This window comes from Nocardioides maradonensis (genome assembly GCF_054777115.1).
This window is the reverse complement of sequence record NZ_BAAHAZ010000003.1, coordinates 227,579-251,281: the sequence shown is the minus strand read 5'-3', so window position 1 is coordinate 251,281 and position 23,703 is coordinate 227,579. Positions and strand designations below refer to the sequence as shown.

Here is a 23,703-nt window from a genome sequence, read left to right as displayed (position 1 = left end):
GACCATATGAGGTGTCTGAGCGTGACCACACCTGTCCAGGTATGTCAGTTCGAATAATCGCTTTGACGTGCTAATACGCTGTAATTTGGCGCGCGCTCGGGTGGTCGCGAGCGGACGGAGTTACCCTGTCATCTGGCACGTATCTGGCACGAAATCTGCACTTGTGCCAGATACGTGCCAGATGGAGGGAGGGGTCTCGGTGGCCCACCGTTTCGAGAAGTCCGGGTTCGGCAGCATCCGCCGGCTGCCGTCCGGCCGCCACCAGGCGCGGTACACCGGGCCGACCGGAGAAATCGTCGCCGCGCCGACGACCTTCGATGCGAAGATCGACGCTCTTGCCTGGCTCGCCGCGGAGCGCAAGCACGTCGAGGACCCCGGGAGCTGGCTGGCGCCGAAGGCTCGCCTCGCGGCGGAGCGCGCAGCGGCCGAGGAGGCTGAGCGCAACCGGCCGCCACTGTTCGCCGACTATGCCGAGATCTGGCTGCGCGAGCGGCGGGTCAAGGGTCGACCACTGGCCTCGGAGACGATCCGCAAGCACAGGACCCAGCTGGACCTGAGGCTGCTTCCGGTGTTCGGCGCGCTGCGCCTCGACGAGATCACGCCGCAGATGGTGAACGTATTCTTCGACGACCTGTTCACCGCCGGACACTCCGAGAAGGTACGCCGCGAGACGTACTCGACCGGCAGCGCGATCCTGTCGACGGCCGTGAGCGCTCACGGACCGCTCGTCGGACGCGTCTCCCCGTTCGCGATCCGCGGCGCCGGGAGCGGATCGACTCCGAAGAGGCACACCTTCGCGACGGCAGCCGAGGTCGCACAACTCGCCGATCTCGTTCCGTCCGAGATGCGGATCGTCGTCCTGCTGGCCGCGTGGTGCGGTCTGCGAGCCGGCGAGATCCAGGCGCTCCGTCGATCGGACCTCGACCTGGCCGCGAAGCCGCCTGTCATCCGGATCCGGCGCTCGTACGACCCGCACGCCCAGGCTTTCAAGACGCCGAAGAGCGACGCCGGTGTTCGTGACCAGCACGTTCCAGAGCACCTTCTGGAGCCCCTGCGGGCGCACCTGAAGTCGGTGATGACGGGCCCCGAAGGGCTGCTGGTCCCGTCGTACATGAACACAGGGCACCCGATCTCACGCGACACCTGGAACGGCCGGCTCAAGTGCGTGACCTGCGGCAAGAAGTCCTCGGACTGCGCGAGCGCTCAGCGATCGAATAAGCAGTCGCCGGACAGAGGTGAGAGGCATGAGTTCCAGCCGCAGATGAACGGCTGGTACGCCGCCCGCTCGGTGATCGGACGCGACGACCTTCACCTGCATGACCTCCGCGCGGCCGGCGCGACACAGCTCGCTCGGCTGGGCTACCAGGTCAGCGAGATTCAGGCTTGGCTCGGCGACTCGACGCCGGAGGCGGCCCTGCGGTACATCCGTGCGACGGACGATCGGAAGGCGCGGATGGCCGCCGATCTGTCTCGGATCGCCTCGGCCGTCACCTCGAGGGCTCCCGGTCTTCCGTGATCGACCCCGTTTCGGATCATGCTGATGGTCTCGTTCCCAGTCCGGTGCAGCATCGATCGCGTGTCACGTCGTTACACCGCGGACTACATGAGGATCGGCGAGATAGCGCAGACTTTAGGCGTCAGCGTCGACACGCTGCGTCGCTGGGAGGTCGAGGGGCACGTCACCTTCGAGAGGCGAGGAACGTGGCGTGTGCTTCACGTTGACAGTCTCGCGCAGCTCCTCGCGTGGGCTGACCAGCGATCGAGCCGGTCGAGTTCACAGAACCGCCTCGATGGCGTCGTGGTGCAGGTCGACCGCGACGCGGTCACGGCACGGGTCGAGTTGATCTGTGGTGACTTCCGCCTTGTCTCGCTGATGAGTCGCCATACGGCCGATGAGCTAGGGCTTGAGCCCGGAGTGCGTGCCACCGCCGTCGTCAAGTCCGCCAATGTCGTCGTCGATCGCACGATGCGCGCTGATTCGACGGCATCACACGGCTCGCCATGCACGTTCGCGGAGCTTGACGGGAGGGCCACGGTCGTGACGAGGTAGGGACGCCGACCGTCGTTCGTTGCGTCAGGTTTGCTCTGCACTTTCCGCCAATCCGGCCACCGGTCTTTTGCATGACACCAGCAAGGTCATCCGCTTTGAACCGCCGATACTTGCCACTTCCAATGGAGGAGGACGCAGGTGAGCGGAGCCATCAGTACCCCCGGTGCCTCGGGGGGCCTCGGCAGCGGAGCCAAACGCTTCATCGGGCAGCCGGTGAAGCGGCGGGAGGACCGACGTCTCCTGCGGGGCGACGCGCACTTCGTCCACGACGTCGACCTTCACAACCAGCTGCACCTGGCAGTGGTGCGCTCGAGCGCGGCCCATGCCCGCGTCCTCAGCGTCGACGTGGAGGAGGCGCGCCGGATGCCGGGCGTGCGACTCGTCATCACGGCCGAGGAGCTGTCGGCCGTCGTACCGCTCGAGCAGATCGGGTACCACGATGCGTATCCGTGGATCGAGGACTTCGCGCACCCGGTCCTGGCGGGGGAGAAGGTCACCTACGTCGGCCAGCCCGTCGCGGCGGTCGTCGCCGACAGCCCGTACCTGGCCGAGGACGCTGCCGCCGCCGTGAAGGTCTCGTACGACCTGCTCCCTCCTGTTCTCGACCCGCAGGCCGCGCTCATGCCCGATGCTCCGCAGCTGTTCGAAGGGCGGCGGAACGAGGCGGTGCGCATCGACAAGGAGTACGGCGACGTCGAGGGCGCCTTCGCCGGTGCTGCCCATGTCATCTCGGGTCGGTACGCCGTCGGACGCCACTCAGGGGTCCCGATGGAGCCGCGCGGCTGCGTTGCTCAACCCGACCCGGGCCGCAACCAGCTGTTCGTGTGGGGCCCCGTCCACGTGCACGACTGTCAGCGGATCCTCGCCCAGGTGCTGGGTCTGTCGGTCACCGACGTACGGCTCAAGCACGCCGACATCGGTGGCAACTTCGGTGTCAAGGGCGGGGTCTTCCCGGAGTACGTCATGGTGGGCTGGGCCGCGCTGAGACTGGGACGTCCGGTCAAGTGGAGCGAGGACCGGCTCGAGCACATGGTTGCCACCGCGCACGCCCGTGAGCAGGTGCACGAGATGTCGGCAGCCTTCGACGAGGCAGGCCGCTTGCTGGCGCTCAAGGACGAGATCTGGCACAACCACGGCGCCTTCCTCCGCCAGGCGGAACCGCTGGTCAGCGACATCACCGTGGGTATGGTTCCCGGGCCCTACCGGGTCCCGGCGTACGCCGGAACGCTGCACGCCGTGCTGTCCAACAAGACCCCGCTCTCGGCGTACCGTGGCCCGGGGCGCTACGAGGGCACCTTCGCGCGCGAGCGACTGCTCGACGAAGCCGCTGACGCGATGGGAATGTCCCGTGTCGAGATCCGGCGCCGCAACCTGCTGTCGACGGCGGACCTGCCGTTCGTACCGGGCATGGACATCTGCTTCGAGCCGTACCACTTCGACTCCGGCGACGTGGTGAACCACTTCGACGCCGCTCTTGCCAACGCCGACTTCGAGCAGTGGGAGAAGGATGCGGCCGAGCTCCGCAGCCAGGGACGCCTGGTCGGCAACGGCATCGGCGTCCTGATGGACAAGGCCGGACTCGGCCTCTACGAGACCGGTGCGGTCGACGTCGACGCGAGCGGCAGGGTCCGAGTTCGCACGGGTGGTTCCTCGGTGGGGCAGGGCATCGAGACGGTCCTGGCCCAGATCGTGGCCGAGGAGCTGCAGATCGCCCCCGAGCTGATCGACGTCATCCACGGTGACACCGAGCTCGTCCCGGATGGCGTCGGCTCGTGGTCGAGCCGATCCACCGTCCTTGCAGGAGGGGCCGCGCGTCAGGCTGCGCTCGAGACGATCGACAAGGCCAAGCGGCTCGCCGCCGACATGCTCGAGGCGAGCATCGAGGACCTTGAGGTCCGCGACGGCTCGATCGCGGTCGTGGGCAGCGACGTCGCGCTGAGCCTGGGAGAGATCGCAGGACGTTGGGATGGCTGGTCGGCACGGCTGGCCGGCGACGAGCCAGGCCTCGGCGCACAGTCGGTGTACGTCGACAACCACATGAACTACCCGTACGGAGTCACGTTGGTGCAGATCGAGATCGATCCGACCACGGGAGGTCACACGTTGCGGCGGTTCTACACGACCACCGAGGCCGGGCGGGCGATCAACCCGATGACGACTCGTGGTCAGGTGATCGGGGCGGCGGTGCAGGGCATCGGGGGAGCGCTGTACGAGGAGTTCCTCTACGACGACAACGGCCAGCCGATGGCGACGTCGTTCATGGACTACCTGCTTCCCGGCGCCGAGGAGATGCCCGACGTGGAGTTCTTCATGACCGAGGACGCTCCCACGCCCAACAACCCATTCGGCGCGAAGGGTCTGGGCGAGGTCGGACTGATCGCTGCAGGCGCTGCGATCGCCGGCGCGATCGATGACGCGATGGCAGACGGCGTGGTCGTGGCCAAGCTTCCCGTCACTCCCGAGACGATGTGGCGCAGGGCGCACTCGCGCGCACTCGTTCATGTCGGCGACCGGGGCGAACGATGAACGCACCGGCAGATCCGTTCGACGACGAGCGGCTGGTCAGCCAGGAGCAGGGCGTGCTCACCGTGTGGTCCGACATCGGCTGCCCGTGGGCGACGCTCGCGTTGCACACGCTGCGCACGGTGGCTGCGGACAAGGACGCCGACCTGGTGATCGACCATCGCGCCTTCCCGCTGGAGCTGTTCAACAAGAGGGGCACCCCGCGGTGGATCCTCGACCCGGAGATCGCCGCCATTGCGGCGCTGGCCCGCTCGCTGGGGTGGCGCACGTGGTCGTCGGACCTGTCGGCGTACCCGGTCACCACGCTGCCCGCGATGGCGGCCGTCCAAGCGGCCAAGCACCCGACCGTGGGAGGCCTGCGTGCCAGCGCCGAGCTCGACACCGCCCTGCGGCGCGCCTTCTACGAGGACGGCCGGTGCATCTCGATCCACGCCGAGATCCTCGATGCCGCCAGCGGCTGCAGCTCCGTGAACGTCACCGCCCTCGACGACGCGCTCCAGCGCGGCGGGGGAATCGGCGAGGTCTTCAGCCAGTGGCACACCGCGAAAGAGTTCCCCATCCAGGGCAGCCCCCAGCTCATGCTGGGCGACCGGTACTCCGAGCACAACCCCGGCGTGCTCTACCACTGGACGGCTCCGCCGGGCGAAGGGTTCCTGCGGTTCGACGCGTACGACGAGGCGTGGGCCGAGCGTCTCCTCGAGCTGGTGGTTGTGTCCTGACCGAGCAGCCAGCAGCGGGACGGAACTCGGAATACAGTGGCTTCGTGTCGATCGAGCAGGACCTCAGAGCGGTCGCTGAAGGCGTCCGCCGCCGTATCCCGGACCTGGTCCGCGAGATCGAGCGCGAGGTCGGCGAGCAGGTGCCCGAGTCGCACGGCAAGGACGATCCCGTCCTTTCCGAGTCCGAGCGCCCCAGCATCGTCTCGGCACTCACCAGCATCGTGGACGGTCTGGCCGAGGGCCGACGTCTTCCTGACCGTGCCTCGGACGCCGCACTGCAGGAGGCGCGCGTGGTCGCACAGGCGGGTATCGATCTGCACGCGCTGCTGAAGACCTATCGCATCGGCCAGGCGATCGTGTGGAACGCGATCCTCGAGGAGGCCATGCGCCTCGTCCCGGACGACACCCGCCGGATCGCCGTCCTCCGCCAGGCCTCCGACTTCCACTACGCGTGGAACGACAGGGTGACCGAAGGAGTGGTCAGCACCTACCAGGCCGAGCACAACGCCTACTTCTTCCGCAGCCAGGACCGCCGCCGGCGCGCCATCGTGAGCGACCTCCTACGCGGCGTCCCGACCGACGCTGATCAGCTCGGCTACAACCTGCGCACCGAGCACCTCGCCGTCGTCGCCTGGGGCCGGTCTCCGGAGGCGAACATTCGCACGATCGCACAGGCGCTCGAGGCACGGCACCTCACGGTCAGCGGCACGTCCGGCACGGTCCTCGGCTGGCTGGGTGGATCGAACCTCGCGCGACGCGTCGAGGAGGGCGGTGCGAGCTTCAAGGCGCTGCCCGAGACGTACCTGTCGTTGGGCGAGGTGGCTCCGGGGCTCGAAGGCTTCCGGCTCAGCCATCGCGAGGCATGGCAGGCCTACCGGGTCAATCGCATCCGGCCGCGCGAGGTGGTGCGGTACGACGAGGTCTCGCTCGAGGCACTCGTGCTGCGGGACCGTCAGGCGATGCAGGACTTCGTGGCTCGCGAGCTCCGTGGCATCGACGAGGAGGACGCGCGCAACGATCGTCTCCGGGAGACATTGCGGGCCTACTTCAAGACGGGGCAGAACGCGGCCGCGGCGGCGAACGAGATCCACGTGCACGAGCGCACGATCGCTTACCGGTTGCGCTCGATCGAGCAGCGCCTGGGAGTGTCGATCAACGCTCGACGCGACGAGATCGCCGTGGCGCTGCGCCTCGCCGACATCCTGTCGGCGCTCAGCGGGGGCGAGGATCACGCTGAGGATCCGATCATCTCGCTCGACCTGAGCAACGACGCCATCTGATCCTCACCGGCGTTCGGCTCGATCCTGTCGTGCTCGAGCCTCGGTCGTCGTGTTGTGGATTGACGCGCATCCGGCTCGCGACTTTTGTCGTATTGCGCATAAGCAGCCGAGTGGCCGCAGACTTAGTGTCCCGTCTCACATCGCCATCCGAAGCGTCGTCGAGATGCCGGGATGGAAGGGCACAGAGCGAAATGGAGCTGGCGTGAGCACCACCGACAAGGCGGAAGAACAGCTGAAGGCGGGCGCCCTCGGCGTACCGGGACTCGTGGCCATCGCTGCGGGTGGAGTCGCCCCGGAGTACTCCATCCTGCTGACGGGGTCGGTGGTGGCGGGCATCGCCGGCGGGGCCACCCCTGCGGCGTTCGTGATCGCGGCGGTGGGGATGTTCGCCTTCGGTCTGGTGATGGCGGGACTGTCCCGGCACGTATCCGCGGCCGGCGGCCTCTACAGCTTCGCGCGCAAGGGCCTCGGTCGCGATGTCGGCTACCTGGTGGGTTGGCTGTACCTGGGCATCGGCATGGTCGTCGCGCCGGCCACCTTCATCTCGTCGGCGTTCCTCACCCAGAACTTCTTCGCCTCGGTCGCGCCGAGCCAGCACTGGCTGTCCTCGTCGTGGGTGCCGTGGGCGATCGTGCTCACCCCTCTCGTCATGATGGCGGCCTACTTCGGAGTGCAGATCTCGGCGCGGCTGCTGCTCGTCCTCACCGCGCTCGGCATCGCGTCGATCGTGCTGCTCGACCTGGTCGTCCTCGCGCAGGGTGGCAAGGACGGCATCGCGTGGTCCTCGCTCAACCCGTTCTCGCTGCACGGCGTCTCGGTCCAGACGTTGCTGCTCGCCGTCGGTCTCGCGGTCACCTGCCTCGCCGGCTCGGAGGGCGCGGTGTTCATGGCCGAAGAGGCACACGACGCCCGTCGTACGGTCCCGCGGGCCATCATGGGCACGATGGCGCTGGTCGTCGCCTTCTACCTGCTGACCTCGCTGGCCGTGACGAGCGGCCTCGGCACCGCTGGGACGTCGGGCTGGGGACTGCTGGGTGCCGACGTCGTGGGCGAGCTCTCCGACACCTACTTCGTTTCCTGGTACGGCTCGTTCCTGCTGGCGATCGTCGCGATCGCCGGCATCACGGGTGCTCTCGCGTTCACCAACTACCTCGCCCGGCTCATCTTCGAGTGGGGGCGCGACGGCCACCTGCCGGCCTTCGTGGGTCGCACGCATCGGGAGCACAAGACGCCGCACATCGCGCTCGGTGCGATCGCCGTCATCTGCGTGCTCGGCTATGTCGCTAGCTACCTCTGGAAGGGTGGCAGCGCGGAGGGCGGTCTCACCTCGTTCAGCTGGATGTACACGGTCGATGCCGTGCTCATCGCGCTCGTGTACCCGATCGTCGCGCTGGCCGGTGTGGTGGTCGGCCTGCGGACGAAGGCCAGCTACGTGACGAGCATCGTCGCGCCCGTCCTGGTGTTCTTGATCATCGGCATCTCCATCAAGGCCCAGTTCTTCCCGCTCCCGCCGAGCCCCTACCGGGCCGCGGTCCTCGTCGGCCTGTTCTGGCTGGTCGCGGGCGTCGTCGTGCGCGCGACGACCCGTGGGCGTTTCGCGGGGGACGAGCCGCTCGATGAGGAGCGTCTGGCACTCGACGCGACCGGCGGGCCGCGCAAGCTGCCCGTCTGATCCAAGGCCTCCTCTCGGCCCTGCCATCGCCTGTCCCGGGCGGTGGCAGGGCCGTCGTCGTGCCGGGCGGCGGTCGGCTGCGCGGAGGCACTGAACATTCCGTTGAACAAGCGGCCAATTTGGTCGGATTCGTCTAAAGACGTTGGGGAGCGTCGTTCCTAGCCTCGTCCCATCACAACCTGATGGAGGTAGGCACATGTCGTTGCCCGAGCAGCGCCGCATCCTGGCGACGGCCATTCCCGGCCCAGCGTCGCAGAAGCTCCAGGAGCAGCGACGTACCGAGCTGGCCAACGGGCTCGGCACCACGATGCCGGTCTTCATCGAGCGCGCTGGCGGTGGCGTGCTCGTCGACGTCGACGGCAACCACATCATCGACATGGCGTCCGGCATTGCCGTCACCAGCGTGGGCGCTGCGCACCCTGCGGTCACGCGTCGGATCACCGAGCAGGCGGAGCGGTTCACGCACACCTGCTTCCTGGTCACCGAGTACGACGGCTTCGTCGACGTCGCCGCGGCCCTGAACCGGTTGACGCCGGGCGACCACGCCAAGAAGACGGCGCTGTTCAGCACCGGGTCGGAGGCGGTCGAGAACGCCATCAAGATCGCTCGCACGGCCACCGGTCGTCCGGCCGTGGTGGTGCTCGGTCACGCGTACCACGGCCGCACGCTGCTGACGATGTCAATGACGGCGAAGAACGTTCCGTACAAGGAGGGCTTCGGGCCGTTCGCGCCGGAGGTCTACCGCGTGCCGTCGCCGTACCCCTACCGCTGGCCGACCGGCCCGGAGAACGCAGGTGCTGAGGCGTTCGCCGCGTTGAAGGAGATCATCACGACCCAGATCGGGGTCACCAACGTCGCCGCGATCGTGGCCGAGCCGATCCAGGGCGAGGGTGGCTTCATCGTCCCGCCGGCCGGCTATCTCAAGGCCGTGCAGGAGTTCGCGAACGACAGCGGCATCGTCTTCGTCGCCGACGAGATCCAGACCGGCCTGGCTCGAACGGGCGCCATGTTCGCGTGCGAGCACGAGGGCGTCGTACCAGATCTGATCACGACTGCCAAGGCACTCGCGGGCGGCATGCCACTCGCGGCCGTCACCGGTCGCGCCGAGATCATGGACGCGGTCGCGCCCGGCGGGCTCGGCGGGACCTACGCCGGCAACCCCGTGGCCTGTGCCGCTGCCCTCGGCGCCATCGAGGCCATCGAGACCGAGGGCCTGGTCGACCGCGCCCGAGAGATCGAGGAGCGGGTGCTCCCGCGTCTGCAGGCGCTCCTCGGCCCGGACTCGGTGGTGGGAGACGTCCGTGGTCGGGGCGCGATGCTCGCCCTGGAGTTCGTACGCCCAGGCACCACGGACCCGGCCCCGGAGATCGCGAAGGCGGTCGTCGAGCACTGCCACCGCGAGGGCGTCCTGACCCTGGTGTGCGGCACTTTCGGCAACGTCATCCGGTTGCTGCCGCCGCTGGTCATCCCGATGGATCTGCTCGACGAGGCTGTCGGAGTGCTCGAGGACGCCGTGAGGAGCGCCGGGTGAGTGCCACGTCCTTCGACCCGCGCACGGGCGCGGTCGTCGCCACGGTGGCGGACACGAGCACTACCCAGCTGACGTCCGTGCTCGCGGCGGCCGCCGAGGCGGCCGGTCCGCTCGCTGCGACCAGCCCCGCCGTACGTCGTACCTGGTGGTACGCCGTCGCCGACGCGCTCGAGCTGCACCGTGACGAGCTCGCTCGACTTGCCGATCGGGAGACCGCGCTCGGTCTCGAGCGGTTGACCGGCGAGGTGACGCGGGCCGCCGGGCAGCTGCGCTTCTACGCCGATGTCGCGGCGGAGGGTTCCTACCTCGACGTCACCGTCGATGAGCCCACGGCGACGTCGCCCGGCCTGGTCCGAGTCAACCGGCCGCTCGGCCCGGTCGCGGTCTTCGGCGCGAGCAATTTCCCCTTCGCGTTCAGCGTGCTCGGCAACGACACCGCTGCCGCTCTCGCCGCTGGGTGCCCCGTCGTCGCGAAGGCCCATCCCGCCCACGTGGGTCTCTCGATGCGTCAGGCCGAGATCGCCGGCGAGGCGCTCGCCGCAGCCGGGGCGCCGCGCGGCACCTACGCCGTCGTCAGCGGTCGCCAGACCGGCGTGGACCTGGTGAAGGCGCCGCAGGTCACCGCCGTCGGGTTCACCGGGTCGCAGGCCGGGGGCCTGGCGCTGTGGCGGATCGCCAACGAGCGCGAGCTCGTCATCCCGGTCTACGCCGAGATGGGAACAGTCAACCCCGTCGTCGTGACCAGCGCCGGAGCCGACGACATGGAGGCTGTCGCGAAGGGCCTCGTCGGCTCCTTCACGCTGGGCAGCGGACAGTTCTGCACCAAGCCCGGCCTGATGCTCGCGCCGGCCGGATCCGGTGCCGCCGAGGCGGTCGCCCGCGCATTGCATGACGCCGCCCCGGCACCCGTCATGCTCACCGAGGCGATCGCGAAGGGAGTCTCCGGCGGCATCGCGGCCATGGTCGCTGCTGGCGCCGAGCTCGTGGGCGAGATGCCTGCCGGGCCCGAGGGGTGGACGGCGCCGGCGGCGGTCCTCGCCGCACCCGTGTCTGCGCTTGTTTCCGGTAGCCGGCTCCTGGAGGAGACCTTCGGGGCTGTGGTCCTGGTGTGTGAGTACGACGGTGAGGCGGAGCTCGCCCACGCGGTGGGCCGCCTCCAGTCCTCGCTCGCCGCCAGCGTCTTCACCGGCGGCGCCGAGGACGACCAGGGCGCACGGGTCGTCGGCCTGCTCAGCGGCAAGGTCGGTCGGGTCGCGGTCGACGAGTGGCCGACCGGCGTCGCGTTCACCTGGGCGCAGCAGCACGGCGGGCCCTGGCCTTCGACATCCGCCCCGGCGACCACGTCGGTCGGGGCGGCCGCTCTGGGCCGCTTCGTCCGGCCGGTGGCCTACCAGTCCACTCACGACGGCTGGCTGCCGCCAGAGGCGCAGGCCGCCAACCCGTGGTCTGTGCGACGCCGGGTGAACGGCCGACGGCAATGAGCCTCCCGCTCGAGGGCCTGCTGGTCGCGGACTTCAGCCGGGTGCTGGCCGGTCCGCTCGCTGCCGCGACGCTGGCCGACCTCGGAGCCGAGGTGATCAAGGTCGAACGTCCGGGTGTCGGGGACGACACCCGGCACTGGGGTCCGCCGTGGACCGAGACGCCGACGGGCGGCTCCAGCTCGTACTTCGAGTGCGCGAACCGGTCCAAGAAGTCGATTGAGCTCGATCTCTCCGATCCCGATGATCTCGCGGTGGCCCACGAGCTCGCGACCCGGTGCGACATCCTGATCGAGAACTTCAAGACAGGCGCGCTTGACCGGCACGGCCTCGGGTACGACGCCGTCGCGGCCCGCAACCCCGCCGTCGTCTACGCCTCCATCACAGGCTTCGGCAGCCGGCAGGGCGCCGACCTGGCCGGCTACGACTTCCTGGTGCAGGCCGTCGGCGGCCTCATGAGCATCACCGGTCAACCGTACGAGCCGACCAAGGCCGGCGTTGCGCTCGTAGACGTGCTCACCTCCAAGGACGCCGCAGTCGCGATCCTCGCCGCCCTGCGGGCCCGGACCGAGGACCCCCAGGGCATCGGACAGCACGTCGAGGTCAACCTGCTCTCGAGCCTGCTCGGATCCCTGGCCAACCAGGCATCGGCGTACCTCTCGACCGGCGTGACGCCCACCGCGATGGGCAACCGGCACCCCTCGATCGCGCCTTACGAGACGTTGCGCGCCAAGGACGGTCACCTGGCCGTGTGCTGCGGCAACGACGGGCAGTTCGCCCGGCTCGCCTCGGCGGTCGGTCACCCGGAGCTCGCCGACGATCCGCGGTTCGCCACGAACAGCGACCGGGTCGCGCATCGCGCTGCACTCGTCAGGCTGCTCGAGGACGTGCTCGCCGCCGACACGGTCGACACCTGGGTCGAGCGGCTCGCGGGCACCGGCCTCCCGGTCGGCCGGGTCGGCACTGTCGCGGACGGCTTCGCACTCGCCGAACAGCTCGGTCTCGAGCCCACGATCGATGTCGGCGAGGGCCGGGCGCGGCAGGTCCGCAGCCCTCTGACCTTCTCGGCCACCCCGGTGACCGCCTACGCCGCGCCGCCCGGTCTGGGCGAGCACAACGACGTCGTACGAACCATGTTGAGCAGCCCTCAGGACGACCAGGAGAACCTACGATGAGCCACCCGACCACCCTCCCGCCCTTCGAGCCGCTCGACCCGATCGGGATCGACGACCTGCTCAGCGAGGACGAGAAGGCAGTACGAGCCACGGTCCGCCAGCTGTGTGCGGACCGGATCGACCCTTACGTCGCTGACTGGTTCGAGCGCGGCACCATCGACGACATCCGCGGACTGGCCAAGGAGCTCGGCTCGATCGGGCTGCTGGGCATGCACCTGGAGGGCTACGGCTGCGCGGGTATGTCGGCTACCGACTACGGCCTCGCCTGCCTCGAGCTCGAGGCCAGCGACTCCGGCATCCGTTCGCTGGTGTCGGTGCAGGGCTCACTCGCGATGTTCGCTATCCACCGCTGGGGGAGTGAGGAACAGAAGAGCGAGTGGCTGCCGCGGATGGCAACGGGGGATGCCATCGGCTGCTTCGGCCTGACCGAGCCCGACGCCGGTTCTGACCCCGGCAGCATGCGGACCCGGGCCCGCCGCGACGGATCCGACTGGGTGCTCGACGGGCGGAAGATGTGGATCACCAACTCCTCGGTCGCCGATGTCGCCGTCGTGTGGGCGCAGACCGATGAGGGCGTGCGGGGCTTCGTCGTGCCGACCGCGACCCCCGGTTTCAGCGCCCCGGAGATCAAGCACAAGCAGTCGTTGCGCGCCTCGGTCACCGGTGAGATCGTTCTCGACGGCGTCCGGCTGCCCTCCTCGGTGGCCTTCCCCGAGGTGCGCGGCCTCAAGGGCCCGCTGTCCTGCCTCAACGAGGCCCGCTACGGCATCGTCTGGGGGGCGATGGGCGCTGCTCGTTCCTCGTTGGAGGTGGCGCTCGACTACGCCAACAACCGCGTCCAGTTCGGCAAGCCGATCTCCGCCTTCCAACTGACCCAGCAGAAGCTGGTCGAGATGAACCTGGAGTACACCAAGGGTGTTCTCCTCGCGCTGCACCTCGGTCGCCGCAAGGACGCCGGCCGGCTGCGGCCCGAGCAGGTCTCGCTCGGCAAGCTCAACAACGTCCGCACGGCGATCGAAATCTGCCGCACCGCCCGCACCGTCCTCGGAGCCAACGGCATCTCGTTGGAGTACCCGGTCATCCGGCACGCCAACAACCTCGAGTCGGTCCTCACCTATGAGGGGACCGTCGAGATGCACACCCTCGTGGTCGGTCAGGCCATGACCGGTCAGCCCGCCTTCCGCTGACCGCCCCTTCGCTCCGCCGGCCGCGGCGCACTCGTTGGCAAACTCCCGCCGCGGCCGGCGGATCTCCACCTCCACCACCAGGACAGGACCATGAACTCCCTCCGCAAGATCGCCGTCGTCGGTGCCGGCCAGATGGGATCAGGCATCGCCGAGGTGTGTGCCCGCGCGAGCCTCGACGTGCTCGTGTGCGAGACCGACGACGCGCGGGTCGACCAGGCGCGGGCGAGGATCACCGGCTCCCTGGCGCGTGCGTTGCGCAAGGGCAAGCTGACCGACGAGGTGCACGAACGGGCCTTGGGACACCTCCGGTTCACCAGCAACCTGGCCGACCTGCACGACCGCGACCTCGTCGTCGAGGCGGTCGTCGAGGACCCGGCCGCGAAGAGCGCGCTGTTCTCGCAGCTGGACTCGATCGTCGGTCCGGACGCGATCCTCGCCTCCAACACCTCCTCGATCCCGATCATCAACCTCGCCATGTCGACCGGCCGGGCTGACAAGGTGGTCGGGATCCACTTCTTCAACCCGGTGCCTGTCCTGCCGTTGGTCGAGATCGTCACCTCTCTCAAGACCTCGCCGCAGACGGTCGAGATCGCGACCGACTTCGTGACCTCGGCGCTCGGCAAGCAGGTGATCACCTCGCAGGATCGCGCTGGTTTCGTGGTCAACGCGCTGCTGATCCCGTACCTGCTGTCGGCGGTCCGGATGCTCGAGTCCGGCTTCGCCTCCGCCAACGACATCGACGCGGGCATGCGGCTGGGCTGTGCCCACCCGATGGGCCCGTTGGAGCTCGCGGACCTGATCGGGCTCGACACGACGGCCGCCATCGCGGAGTCGATGTACGAGGAGTTCAAGGAGCTGCACTTCGCGCCGCCGGCGCTGTTGTTGCGGATGGTCAAGGCACAGCAGCTCGGACGCAAGACCGGACGCGGGTTCTTCGACTACACGACCCCGGGAGCCTGACGATGACGCTGGCGGTGGAGCGCGGCGAGGCCACGACGGCGACGCCCCTGCACAATGCCCGGCTACAGCTACGGGCAGCGGTCGATCTGCTCGGGTACGACGACAGCGTCTACCAGATGCTTGCCGTCGCGCGCCGCGAGATGACGGTCAGCATCCCGCTGCGCCGTGACGACGGTTCGATCGAGGTGCTCACCGGTCACCGGGTCCAGCACAACCTGTCGCGTGGGCCGGCCAAGGGCGGCCTCAGGTTCAGCCCGTCGGTCGACCTCGACGAGGTGCGTGCTCTCGCGATCTGGATGACATGGAAGTGCGCGCTTCTCGACGTGCCCTACGGCGGTGCCAAGGGCGGCGTCGCGATCGATCCGAGGCGCTACAGCCTCGCCGAGCTCGAGCGGGTCACACGTCGCTACACGAGCGAGATCGCCACGTTCATCGGCCCGGAGATCGACATCCCGGCCCCTGACATCGGGACCGACGAGCAGACGATGGCGTGGCTGATGGACACCTACTCGGTGGCGCGGGGACAGACGGTGCTCGGTGTGGTGACGGGTAAGCCGCTGAGCCTCGGCGGATCCCTCGGCAGGGCGATGGCGACGTCGCTGGGGGTCGTCCACGTCGCGGTGTGCGCGCTCGCGGACCAGTCCTTGGTCGTGGCGGACGCGTCGGTCGCGGTCCAGGGCTTCGGCAAGGTCGGTCGTGGCGTCGCACACATCCTCCACGAGAGGGGGGTCAGGGTCGTCGCAGTCAGCGACCAGTACGCCGCGGTCCACGCCGCCGGCGGGCTCGACGTCCCCGGGCTCGAGCGGTACGTCGACGAGACCGGCTCGGTCGCCGGGTTCCCCGGCGCCGACCAGCTCGCCTGCAAGGAGGAGCTCCTCGAGCTCGAGGTCACGGTGCTGGTACCGGCCGCTGTCGAGAGCGTGATCCACGCCGACAACGCGCGGCGCGTTCGGGCCGGGATCGTCGTCGAGGGCGCGAACGGACCTGTCACCGCGGCCGCCGACGAGATCCTGGCCGCGTCGGGTGTCGTCGTCGTTCCGGACATCCTCGCCAACGCGGGTGGGGTCGTCGTTTCCTATTTCGAGTGGGCGCAGGCCAACCAGACGTACTGGTGGTCGGTCCGGGAGGTCGAGCAGCGACTCGAGGAGCGGATGGTGCTGGCGTGGCACCGGGTCCGGGACCACGCCGTCCAGCACGGCCTGACCCTGCGAACGGCAGCGACGTCGATCGCCGTCGAGACCGTGGCCGAAGCACACCGAGCGAGAGGGCTGTACCCGTGACCACCACGACCGCACCGACGTCCACAGGGGTGACCACCACCCTCGTCCGCGCCTCGGCAGCCCCGCTGACCGGTGCCGACGTGCTGCGCGCCTTCGACCGCCTCCGGAACGAGGTCGTCGAGTCCGAGGTCGGCACCGCCGGCGCAGCCATCGGGTACGACGACCTCGAGATCGCGTGGAACGCGCTGCGCACCGCACCCGAGGACGCCGCTGTCGCGCTGTCGGCGGTGGTCGTCGATCGACGTCCGTGGGCCGTCCAGGTCGAGTACCTCGCCACTCTCTGCGCCGATCACGCGCTGACCGATCCACGCACCCCAGTCCTGGCACGCGCCCGTGGCTGGACCCTCACCCCCGGAGCGGGATCCGCTCGCTCCGTCGACAAGGAGCTGTCATGACCCTGCCCGTTCTCCAGATCATCGTCGCCAGCACCCGCCCCGGCCGCCGCGGGGACGCTGTCGCGCATTGGATCGCCGACGTTGCCCAGGCCCATGCCGGGTTCGAGGTCGAGCTCGTCGATCTCGCGGAGGTCGGTCTCCCCCTCCTCGACGAGCCCCACCACCCCAGCATGCAGCGCTACACCCAGGACCACACCCGGGCCTGGAGCAGCACGGTGGCCCGTGCCGACGCCTTCGTGATCGTGACTCCCGAGTACAACCACTCGTTCCCTGCCTCGCTGAAGAACGCCCTCGACTTCCTGTTCGTCGAGTGGGCCGACAAGCCGGTCGGGCTGGTGTCCTACGGCGGCGTGTCGGGGGGCCTGCGGTCCGTCGCATCGCTGAAGCCGGTGCTCGCGGCACTACGCATGGTTCCTGCGGTCGAGGCCGTGTCGATCCCGAGCTTCGCGTCCCGGATCGAGCACGACGCGTTCGTCCCGGACGCCGGACTGGACGGTGCCGCCAAGGCCATGCTGGACGAGATGTCGCGCCTCACCGCCGCGCTCGCCCCGCTTCGCGACCGGGACTGACCGCCTCACACCTCGGCGACGAGGTCGAGAAGGTCGGCAAAAGCCGCGACGGAGTGTCCTGCGACGAAGTGGTCGACGTGGGGACGGATCGCCAGAACCCCTCGCTGCACGGGCCGATAGCCGACCTTGCCGCGGTGCGGGTTGACCCACACGGTCCGGTGGGCGAGCAGGTGGAGCCGACGGACCTGGTCGCCGAGCAGCGTCACGTCTCCCGCCTCCCATCCGTCGCTGAAGATCACGACGACGGAGCCACGGACCGCCTGACGAACGACACGATCGCGCAGGAGTGCCCGCAGGTTGTCGCCGAGACGGGTCCCGCCGGACCAGTCCGGGATGGCGCTCGCCACGGCGCTCAGCGCCCGATCGGTCGACCGCGTGCGCAGCTGCCGGGTCAGCGATGTCGCCCGCGTGCCGACCGCGAACGTCTCGACCGGCCCGGGGAGTGCCTGCGTCATCCGGTGGGCCAGGCGCAGGGTCGCGTCGGCGTACGGGGTCATCGAGCCGGAGATGTCCAAGACCAGGACGATCCGACGCGGTCGTCGGGTCGCGCGGCGGTGCTCGATCGCGCTCGGCTCGCCGAACCGGCGGAGCATGGCTCTCAGCGTCCGGACGGCGTCCAGCTCGCCGTGGCGATGCCGCTCCCGCCGGGCGGTACGCCGAAGGGCGGAACGCGGCACGAGTCGGCTGATCAGCTCGTCGACCCGGTGCTTCTCCGAGGCGGCCAGCTCGCCGAGGTCGCGGGTGCGGAGGACCTCGGTCGGACTGGCGGTGACGGTGACGGGCGAGCCGGGCGCGTCGTCGGCGTGGACGTCAGGGGTGTCCGACGCGGCGAACGGCGAGGGCTCGACCTCGGTCGGAGGTAGGTGCGGGCCGGGGTGCAGGGTCAGGTCGCCGTTGAAGTACAGGTCGAAGACAGCGTCGTGGATCTCGAGGTCGCCGGGACCGGAGCACAGGGTCGCGCGACCGGCTCCGCGCAGCCCGTCGGCTGTCGGTCCCAGCATCTCGGCGGCCTCGAGGAACACCCGCGAGCGGGCGGAGCCGACCGCGAGCCCCGCGGCCCTGAGCGCGTGGGTGAACCCGACCAGGATCTCGTCGGCATCACGGTCCGGGGCCACCACGGTCAGTCGCTCAACAGGCCGGCGAGCCTCGCGCGGACCTCGTCGGTGTCCTCCCGGTGCTTGACCAGGGCTCCGATCGCGGCGGTCGCCGACACCAGGTCCAGCTCCACTGCGCCCAGGCGGTGCAGGGCGCGAGCCCAGTCCAGCGACTCGGCGACGCCCGGCGGCTTGAGCAGGTTGGCCTCCCGCCGCAGCGCGTGCACGACCTCGGCCACCGCGCGTGCGAGCCGCTCGGAGACCTCGGGTGCCCGTGATCGCAGGATCGCGACCTCCTGATCCAGGCTGGGGTGGTCGATCCAGTGGTAGAGACAGCGGCGCTTCAGGGCGTCGTGGAGTTCACGGGTCCGGTTCGAGGTGAGGACCACGAGGGGAGGCGTCGTCGCTCGGATGGTGCCCAGCTCCGGGATGGTGATCCGCTCAGTCGCGAGGACCTCGAGCAGGAAGGCCTCGAACTCGTCGTCGGCCCGGTCGATCTCGTCGATGAGGAGCACGGCGGGCTCGCCGCGCAACGCCTGCAGCACCGGACGGTCGAGCAGGAAGCGCTCGTCGTACAGGCTGTGCTCGAGCTGCTCCGGCGAGCCCGTGTCGCCGATGCGGGATCCGGCGGCCTCCAACGCCCTGAGGTGCAGGATTTGGCGAGGGAAGTTCCAGTCGTAGAGGGCCTGGCTCGCATCGATGCCCTCGTAGCACTGCAGCCTGACCACCCGGCGGCCCAGGGCGACGCCCAGCGCTTCGGCCAGGGCCGTCTTCCCGGTACCCGGCTCGCCCTCCAGCAGGAGCGGCCGCCCCATCCGGATCGCCAGGAACGTGGTGGTCGCCAGGTTGGTGTCACAGAGGTAGCCGGTGCCGGCGAGGCGTTCGACGAGGGAGGGCACGTCCTCGGTCATGACACGACCGCGCGGTGACCGGCCGGCTGGTGGATCGCACCGCGCGTCCGGTTCAGAGAGCTGCCGGACCCGCCCCAGCGGTGGGCGGTGATCTCCGCGGCGATGCTGAGGGCCGTCTCCTCGGGGGTCCGGCCGCCGAGATCGAGCCCGATGGGGCTGTGCATGCGCGCGATCTCGTCCGGGGTGACGCCGACCGCCGCGAGGCGGGACAGCCGGTCCTCGTGGGTACGGCGTGACCCCATCGCGCCGATGTACGCGACTGGGAGACGCAGGGCGACCTCGAGCAGCGGCACGTCGAATTTCGCGTCGTGGGTGAGGACCACGATCGCGGTCCTCTCGTCGATGCGTCCGGCGTCGCGTTCGGCCGCCAGGTAGCGGTGGGGCCACTCGACCACCAGGTGGTCCGCGGTCGGGAAACGCCGTCGGGTCGCGAAGACGGGCCGAGCGTCGCACAGGGTGACCTCATAGCCGAGGAAGCTCCCGAGTGAGCACACGGCCGACGCGAAGTCGATCGCTCCGAAGACCAGCATCCGCGCCCTCGGTGCGTGCGAGTCGACGAAGACCTGCATGCCCGAACCGAGTCGTTCGCCGTCAGTGCCGTAGGTGAGCACGGCGCTCTCACCGGCGGCGAGGAGGCCGAGCGCGTCGTCGTACGCCGCCCGGTCGGTGTGGTCGCTCCCTAGTGTTCCGCGCTCGCCCAGTGCCGGATCGCCCGGGCGCACCAGCATCCGCATCCCGACGCGCGCCGGGTCGGGGTGGGCGATGACCGTGGCGACCGCGACGGGTCGATCGGCAGCGATGTCGTCGAGGAAGAGGCCGAACTGGGGGAACGAGCGTGCGTCGACACGCTCGACGAAGATGTCGAGCTCGCCGCCGCAGGTCAACCCGACCGCGAACGCGTCGTCGTCGGAGAAGCCGTAGCTCTCCAGGACGGGGGTGCCGTCGGCGATGACCTCCTGCGTGAGCTCGTACACCGCACCCTCCACGCAGCCGCCGGAGACCGAGCCGAGCGCCGCGCCGTCGCGGTCGACGGTCATCCGCGCGCCCAGCGGGCGTGGGGCCGAACCGCGAGTCCCGACCACGGTCGCCATGCCGAACGCCTCGCCGGCCAGCCAGGTGCGGCGTGCGGCGGCGAGGACCTCGTCGTTGGTGATCACCCCGGTGCTCATGTGCCCTCCGGTCCTCCTCAGCCGACGAACGAGGTCGGGTCGATCCGGCTCACCAGCCGGGTGAGCGGGTCGATCGGGCGGGCCGCATCCGCCAGCCGGTCGCCCCGGAGCAGGGCGGCCTTGACGGCCTGGCCGCCCAGGAATCGGAACGGCTCCGGCGGGAGCCCACGCCCAGCCGGCTCCCTGGTCAGGAACGACGTCGACAGCTCGTCGCGCACGCCCATCACCAGGCTTGCCAGCACGCGCCCTCCGAGCACCGACGGTCCGATCCCGTCGCCGGAGTAGCCGGTGCCGCAGAACACGCGCGGATGCCCGGCGAGCGGGACGAAGAACGGCAGCGACGACACGGAGTACTCGACCGGCGCACGCCACGCCGACACGGTCCGTGCGCCGGAGAGCTCCGGCAGCGCAGTGAGGAGCTGCCTCCGCAGCCGACCTGCCCGCGGCGCCCGCTGGTACAGGGTGCTCGCGCCGCGTCCGCCGAAGCCGAGGCCCAGCCCGGCCTTTCCGAACAACAGCTTGCCGTCCGCGAGCGGCCGCCAGTAGTCGAGCAACCGACCCGCGTCCGACACGCTGGCCAGGCCGCGGTCCACCAGCGGCCTGTCAGGCTCCAGGACAAGATTGTCGGAGGCGGTCATGACCAGGTGCCGACGGAACTGCCGGTAGCTCGCCGCCCACGCGTTCACAGCGAGGACAACGCTTGACGAGCGGACCGAGCCGGTCGGGGTGGTGACGACGGGATCGCCCGTGGAGTACCGGATGCCGGTCACCGGGGTGCGCTCGTGGATCCGGACGCCGAGCCCCTCGGCCACCCGCGCGAGCCCGCGCGCCAGGAGTCCCGGGTGCAGGTGTGCGCAGGTGCTGTCCAGCACACCGCCGCGGACCTGCGTGCCTGCGAGTTCTGAGGCCGCGGTCGCATCGAGGACCGTGAACGGCGAGCCGTCGTACGACGAGGCGGTCCGGACCACGTCGTCCCACGCGCCGTCCTGGGTGCGGTTCGTCGAGGCCCAGAGCCAACCTGTCTGCCGCACCTGCGCGTCGATGCCGTTGGTCTCGCAGAAGTCGATGAGGAAGTCGACGGCGCGCGTCGAGGCGTGCGCGAGGGCGACGGCCTCGTCGGTCCCGCCCGCAGCCATCATGGCGCCGAGCTTGGGCCACAGGTTCATCGCGATCCCGGCATTCGCCCCACTCGCACCGGCGCCGCAGATGTTGGCCTCGATCAGCACGACATCGATGCCGGGGTCGCGTCGCTTCAGCTCGATGGCCGTCCACAGGCCGGTGAAGCCGCCGCCGACGACGCACACGTCAGCACTGAGATCCCTGTTCAGGGTCGGCCGCGTGAGGACCTCGTCCTCGGATGCCACGGCATCGACCATCCAGTACGACAGGTGCTCGGCGTGCGTGCCGGTCAGCCGGCGCACGTCGGTGAGACGAACGGCCGTCGCACGTGGGTCGGCGGCCATGGTCAACGTGCCGGCTGCGTGGCGGAAGTGCGCGAGACCGGAGTCAAGGGCAGGTGCCGGTGGATCAGCTCGGCGTCGTAGTCGTCCTCGCGCCAGCCGAGGATCCGCTGCTCGCGGATGAAGGGGAGCGGGACGGCCGGGTCGGGTGCATCGATCTCGCGTGCCAGCCGATGTCCCTCGAACACCGACTCCGCGATCACCCGCGGCTCGACGCAGTCGCCGATGCGGAAGACCTGCTCGATGTCGTTGGCGGCGAGGCGCGCAGGGTCGCTCGTCAGGTCGGCGTACAGGTCGTTGCGAGAGCGGCGCTGCGTGACCATCACGACGGAGTCGGCGGCCCACGTCGTCGTACGACCGGAGTGGTAGCTGTGATGACCGTTGACCCTGCCCGGTTCGATCGACGTGACCAGGTGGCTGGGCACGATGTCGACGCCGAGCTGCAGCAGGCTGTGCATGTTGTGCCCGCCCTCGTCGGTGAAGAAGAGGTAGGACCCGACCTGGTCCGCCGGGCACACCAGCGTGACCGACTTGCCGTCGTTGGCGAGCTTCTCCGCGATGCTCGACCCCATGTAGTAGCCATCGCAGTCGTAGACGACGACCGTGTCGCCGGGCAACTGCACGCGCTCGACCATGACCTGCTCGGGGGTGAAGACCATCCCCGGGTTCTCGGCGACGCCGTCGATCGGAACGTGCGTGATGGGGTTCGTCCCCGTGGGATCCCAAGCGGAGCCCGTCGCCAGGACGACCGTCTGAGCGCCGTACTCGAGGATGTCATCGACGCCCATCGGGTGGTTGGTCAGCACGGTGACCTTCGACAGCTTCGCGAGCTGTGCCTCGCGGTACTCCACGACGCGGCGCCAGGTGCGGAATCCGGGCAGCTGGGAGACCCAGTTGACGTGGCCGCCGACCTCCGCCTCACGTTCGACGAGGTGGACGTTCTCGAAGCCGCGCTCGCCCAGCACGCGGGCGCACTCCATGCCGGCCGGGCCGGCACCGACGATCAGGATGGGCCGCTCGGCCGCCTCGGACGCGTTGAACCTCTCCGGGTGCCAGCCGCGGCGGTACTCCTCGCCGACGGTCGCGTTCTGGGTGCACACGATGCGGCCGCCTCCGTTGTTGAAGCGGGAGACGCAGATGTTGCATCCGATGCACTCGCGGATGTCGTCGCCGCGTCCCTCCTTGATCTTGAGGGGGATGAAGGGATCGGCGATCGCCGGGCGAGCGGCACCGATGATGTCGATCACCCCGTCCTTGACGGCGCGGGCCATCAGCTCCGGGTCGGTGAAGCGACCGACGGCGGCGATCGGCTTCTTGGCGTACGGACGGACCTGCTCGATGTAGCTGCGCTGCCAGAAGGGCTCGAAGAACCGCGAGGAGCTGACGTCGTCCTCAAGGTGACCGACCTGCATGTCCCACAGGTCCACCAGGTCGTCGAGCAGCTCGACGACGGCGATGCCGTCCTCGTTGACCTTGAACGCACGCTCGGACTCGTCGTTGAAGGAGTCGAGGCAGAACCCGGCCACGATCGCGCAGTCGTCCCCGACCGCGTCGCGGACCTGCTCGATCGTCTCGCGCCAGAAGCGGACGCGGTTCTCGATGGAACCGCCGTACTCGTCCGTGCGGTGGTTCCAGTAACGCCACAGGAACTGCAGCGGCAGGGAGAAGCCCTCGCGGGCCGCGACCTGGACGAGGTCGAAGCCGATGTCGCGCGCCCGGATCGCCGCGTCGACGTACGACTTCTGGATGCGGCGGATGTCGCGCTTGTCGAGCTCGTAGCAGGAGTGCCCGGACATGGGGCTGGTGACCTGTGACGGGCCGCCGGCGGGGAGGCGGGTCACGAACCCGGTGTGGTCGGGTCCCATGTAGACCAGCTGTACGCCGGCGAGCGCGTCGAACTCGTGCACGCGCTCGACCATGAGCCGAAGGTTGGCCGCGTCGCGCTGGTCGATGAGCCGGGCCTGGACCCACGGCGCGTCGTCGCTCTCGGCGTCCACGGCGCAGTACTCGGTGTTGACCGCAGCCCAGCCGCCCTCGGCCCGCATCCCGCGCAGGTAGGCCTGCGCTCCCGGGTACTCGACGCCGAGCCCCGAGCAGTGCGGGGCAACGTAGAAGCGGTTGCGGAACGTCTTCGGGCCGACCTGGAGGGGCTCGAACAGCGGAGCGTGGCGCGGATCAGTGGTCACCATCACAACGTAGACGCGCCGGAGGAGCGCCTGACCCTCACCAATCCGACAAACCGCGTCGCGA

The 23,703-nt window shown here is 69.6% G+C and carries 19 protein-coding genes; 14 read left to right on the top strand and 5 right to left on the bottom strand.

Annotated elements, in window-relative coordinates; genetic code table 11:
• Window positions 1-100 precede the first annotated feature (100 nt).
• From ACYVAQ_RS04780 to ACYVAQ_RS04715, 14 genes are all read left to right on the top strand, one after another.
• Window positions 101-1,516: a tyrosine-type recombinase/integrase gene (locus ACYVAQ_RS04780; protein WP_460787329.1), complete on the top strand. Its 1,416-nt coding sequence runs from the start codon at window positions 101-103 to the stop codon at window positions 1,514-1,516.
• An 87-nt stretch (window positions 1,517-1,603) separates the two neighbouring features.
• Window positions 1,604-2,050 carry a TOBE domain-containing protein gene (locus ACYVAQ_RS04775; protein WP_460787328.1) on the top strand — a complete coding sequence of 149 codons (447 nt, stop codon included), beginning with the start codon at window positions 1,604-1,606 and terminating at the stop codon, window positions 2,048-2,050.
• A gap of 138 nt (window positions 2,051-2,188) precedes the next feature.
• Window positions 2,189-4,576, top strand: a complete 2,388-nt coding sequence (locus tag ACYVAQ_RS04770) for a xanthine dehydrogenase family protein molybdopterin-binding subunit (RefSeq protein WP_460787327.1) — start codon at window positions 2,189-2,191, stop codon at window positions 4,574-4,576.
• Window positions 4,573-5,292 carry a DsbA family oxidoreductase gene (locus ACYVAQ_RS04765; protein WP_460787326.1) on the top strand — a complete coding sequence of 240 codons (720 nt, stop codon included), beginning with the start codon at window positions 4,573-4,575 and terminating at the stop codon, window positions 5,290-5,292. Before ACYVAQ_RS04770 ends, ACYVAQ_RS04765 begins: the two co-directional genes overlap by 4 nt.
• A 44-nt stretch (window positions 5,293-5,336) precedes the next feature.
• On the top strand, window positions 5,337-6,572 hold the full coding sequence (locus tag ACYVAQ_RS04760) for a PucR family transcriptional regulator (RefSeq protein ID WP_460787325.1): 1,236 nt from the start codon (window positions 5,337-5,339) through the stop codon (window positions 6,570-6,572).
• Window positions 6,573-6,774: 202 nt separating this feature from the next.
• Window positions 6,775-8,244 carry an APC family permease gene (locus tag ACYVAQ_RS04755; RefSeq protein WP_460787324.1) on the top strand — a complete coding sequence of 490 codons (1,470 nt, stop codon included), beginning with the start codon at window positions 6,775-6,777 and terminating at the stop codon, window positions 8,242-8,244.
• Between the two features lie 196 nt (window positions 8,245-8,440).
• Complete coding sequence (gene gabT / locus ACYVAQ_RS04750; protein ID WP_460787323.1) at window positions 8,441-9,775, top strand: 4-aminobutyrate--2-oxoglutarate transaminase; 1,335 nt, start codon at window positions 8,441-8,443, stop codon at window positions 9,773-9,775.
• Window positions 9,772-11,256, top strand: coding sequence for an aldehyde dehydrogenase family protein (locus ACYVAQ_RS04745; RefSeq protein ID WP_460787322.1), 1,485 nt, complete (start codon window positions 9,772-9,774; stop codon window positions 11,254-11,256). The genes gabT and ACYVAQ_RS04745 overlap by 4 nt, the downstream gene beginning before the upstream one ends.
• Window positions 11,253-12,428: a CaiB/BaiF CoA transferase family protein gene (locus ACYVAQ_RS04740; protein ID WP_460787321.1), complete on the top strand. Its 1,176-nt coding sequence runs from the start codon at window positions 11,253-11,255 to the stop codon at window positions 12,426-12,428. The genes ACYVAQ_RS04745 and ACYVAQ_RS04740 overlap by 4 nt, the downstream gene beginning before the upstream one ends.
• On the top strand, window positions 12,425-13,615 hold the full coding sequence (locus tag ACYVAQ_RS04735; protein WP_460787320.1) for an acyl-CoA dehydrogenase family protein: 1,191 nt from the start codon (window positions 12,425-12,427) through the stop codon (window positions 13,613-13,615). The genes ACYVAQ_RS04740 and ACYVAQ_RS04735 overlap by 4 nt, the downstream gene beginning before the upstream one ends.
• Window positions 13,616-13,705: 90 nt before the next feature.
• Entirely contained in the window at window positions 13,706-14,575 is an 870-nt protein-coding gene (locus tag ACYVAQ_RS04730) for a 3-hydroxybutyryl-CoA dehydrogenase (RefSeq protein WP_460787319.1), read from the top strand.
• Window positions 14,576-14,577: 2 nt separating this feature from the next.
• The gene (locus tag ACYVAQ_RS04725) at window positions 14,578-15,855 is read left to right on the top strand and encodes a Glu/Leu/Phe/Val family dehydrogenase (protein WP_460787318.1); all 1,278 of its coding nucleotides are present in this window, start codon (window positions 14,578-14,580) and stop codon (window positions 15,853-15,855) included.
• The gene (locus ACYVAQ_RS04720) at window positions 15,852-16,250 is read left to right on the top strand and encodes a hypothetical protein (protein WP_460787317.1); all 399 of its coding nucleotides are present in this window, start codon (window positions 15,852-15,854) and stop codon (window positions 16,248-16,250) included. The genes ACYVAQ_RS04725 and ACYVAQ_RS04720 overlap by 4 nt, the downstream gene beginning before the upstream one ends.
• Window positions 16,247-16,819, top strand: a complete 573-nt coding sequence (locus tag ACYVAQ_RS04715) for an NADPH-dependent FMN reductase (RefSeq protein WP_460787316.1) — start codon at window positions 16,247-16,249, stop codon at window positions 16,817-16,819. The genes ACYVAQ_RS04720 and ACYVAQ_RS04715 overlap by 4 nt, the downstream gene beginning before the upstream one ends.
• A gap of 5 nt (window positions 16,820-16,824) precedes the next feature.
• On the opposite strand, the gene ACYVAQ_RS04710 is transcribed toward ACYVAQ_RS04715, so the two are convergent.
• The 5 genes from ACYVAQ_RS04710 to ACYVAQ_RS04690 are packed head-to-tail and all read right to left on the bottom strand — an operon-like array spanning window position 16,825 to window position 23,639.
• The gene (locus tag ACYVAQ_RS04710) at window positions 16,825-17,937 is read right to left on the bottom strand and encodes a vWA domain-containing protein (protein WP_460787315.1); all 1,113 of its coding nucleotides are present in this window, start codon (window positions 17,935-17,937) and stop codon (window positions 16,825-16,827) included.
• A 2-nt stretch (window positions 17,938-17,939) separates the two neighbouring features.
• Window positions 17,940-18,824: an AAA family ATPase gene (locus tag ACYVAQ_RS04705; RefSeq protein WP_460787314.1), complete on the bottom strand. Its 885-nt coding sequence runs from the start codon at window positions 18,822-18,824 to the stop codon at window positions 17,940-17,942.
• Entirely contained in the window at window positions 18,821-19,993 is a 1,173-nt protein-coding gene (locus tag ACYVAQ_RS04700; RefSeq protein ID WP_460787313.1) for an XdhC family protein, read from the bottom strand. Before ACYVAQ_RS04700 ends, ACYVAQ_RS04705 begins: the two co-directional genes overlap by 4 nt.
• A 17-nt stretch (window positions 19,994-20,010) precedes the next feature.
• Window positions 20,011-21,456 carry an NAD(P)/FAD-dependent oxidoreductase gene (locus ACYVAQ_RS04695; RefSeq protein ID WP_460787312.1) on the bottom strand — a complete coding sequence of 482 codons (1,446 nt, stop codon included), beginning with the start codon at window positions 21,454-21,456 and terminating at the stop codon, window positions 20,011-20,013.
• Between the two features lie 2 nt (window positions 21,457-21,458).
• On the bottom strand, window positions 21,459-23,639 hold the full coding sequence (locus ACYVAQ_RS04690; RefSeq protein WP_460787311.1) for an oxidoreductase: 2,181 nt from the start codon (window positions 23,637-23,639) through the stop codon (window positions 21,459-21,461).
• Between the last annotated feature and the right edge of the window lie 64 nt (window positions 23,640-23,703).

Excerpts from the sequence above, each read along its gene's own strand:
- ACYVAQ_RS04735 (WP_460787320.1), top strand. The coding sequence starts at position 12,425 with ATGAGCCACCCGACCACCCTCCCGCCCTTCGAGCCGCTCGACCCGATC.
- ACYVAQ_RS04775 (WP_460787328.1), top strand. The coding sequence starts at position 1,604 with ATGAGGATCGGCGAGATAGCGCAGACTTTAGGCGTCAGCGTCGACACG.
- ACYVAQ_RS04715 (WP_460787316.1), top strand. The coding sequence starts at position 16,247 with ATGACCCTGCCCGTTCTCCAGATCATCGTCGCCAGCACCCGCCCCGGC.
- ACYVAQ_RS04730 (WP_460787319.1), top strand. The coding sequence starts at position 13,706 with ATGAACTCCCTCCGCAAGATCGCCGTCGTCGGTGCCGGCCAGATGGGA.
- ACYVAQ_RS04700 (WP_460787313.1), bottom strand. The coding sequence starts at position 19,993 with ATGAGCACCGGGGTGATCACCAACGACGAGGTCCTCGCCGCCGCACGC.
- ACYVAQ_RS04765 (WP_460787326.1), top strand. The coding sequence starts at position 4,573 with ATGAACGCACCGGCAGATCCGTTCGACGACGAGCGGCTGGTCAGCCAG.
- ACYVAQ_RS04725 (WP_460787318.1), top strand. The coding sequence starts at position 14,578 with ATGACGCTGGCGGTGGAGCGCGGCGAGGCCACGACGGCGACGCCCCTG.
- ACYVAQ_RS04740 (WP_460787321.1), top strand. The coding sequence starts at position 11,253 with ATGAGCCTCCCGCTCGAGGGCCTGCTGGTCGCGGACTTCAGCCGGGTG.
- ACYVAQ_RS04695 (WP_460787312.1), bottom strand. The coding sequence starts at position 21,456 with ATGGCCGCCGACCCACGTGCGACGGCCGTTCGTCTCACCGACGTGCGC.
- ACYVAQ_RS04705 (WP_460787314.1), bottom strand. The coding sequence starts at position 18,824 with ATGACCGAGGACGTGCCCTCCCTCGTCGAACGCCTCGCCGGCACCGGC.
- gabT (WP_460787323.1), top strand. The coding sequence starts at position 8,441 with ATGTCGTTGCCCGAGCAGCGCCGCATCCTGGCGACGGCCATTCCCGGC.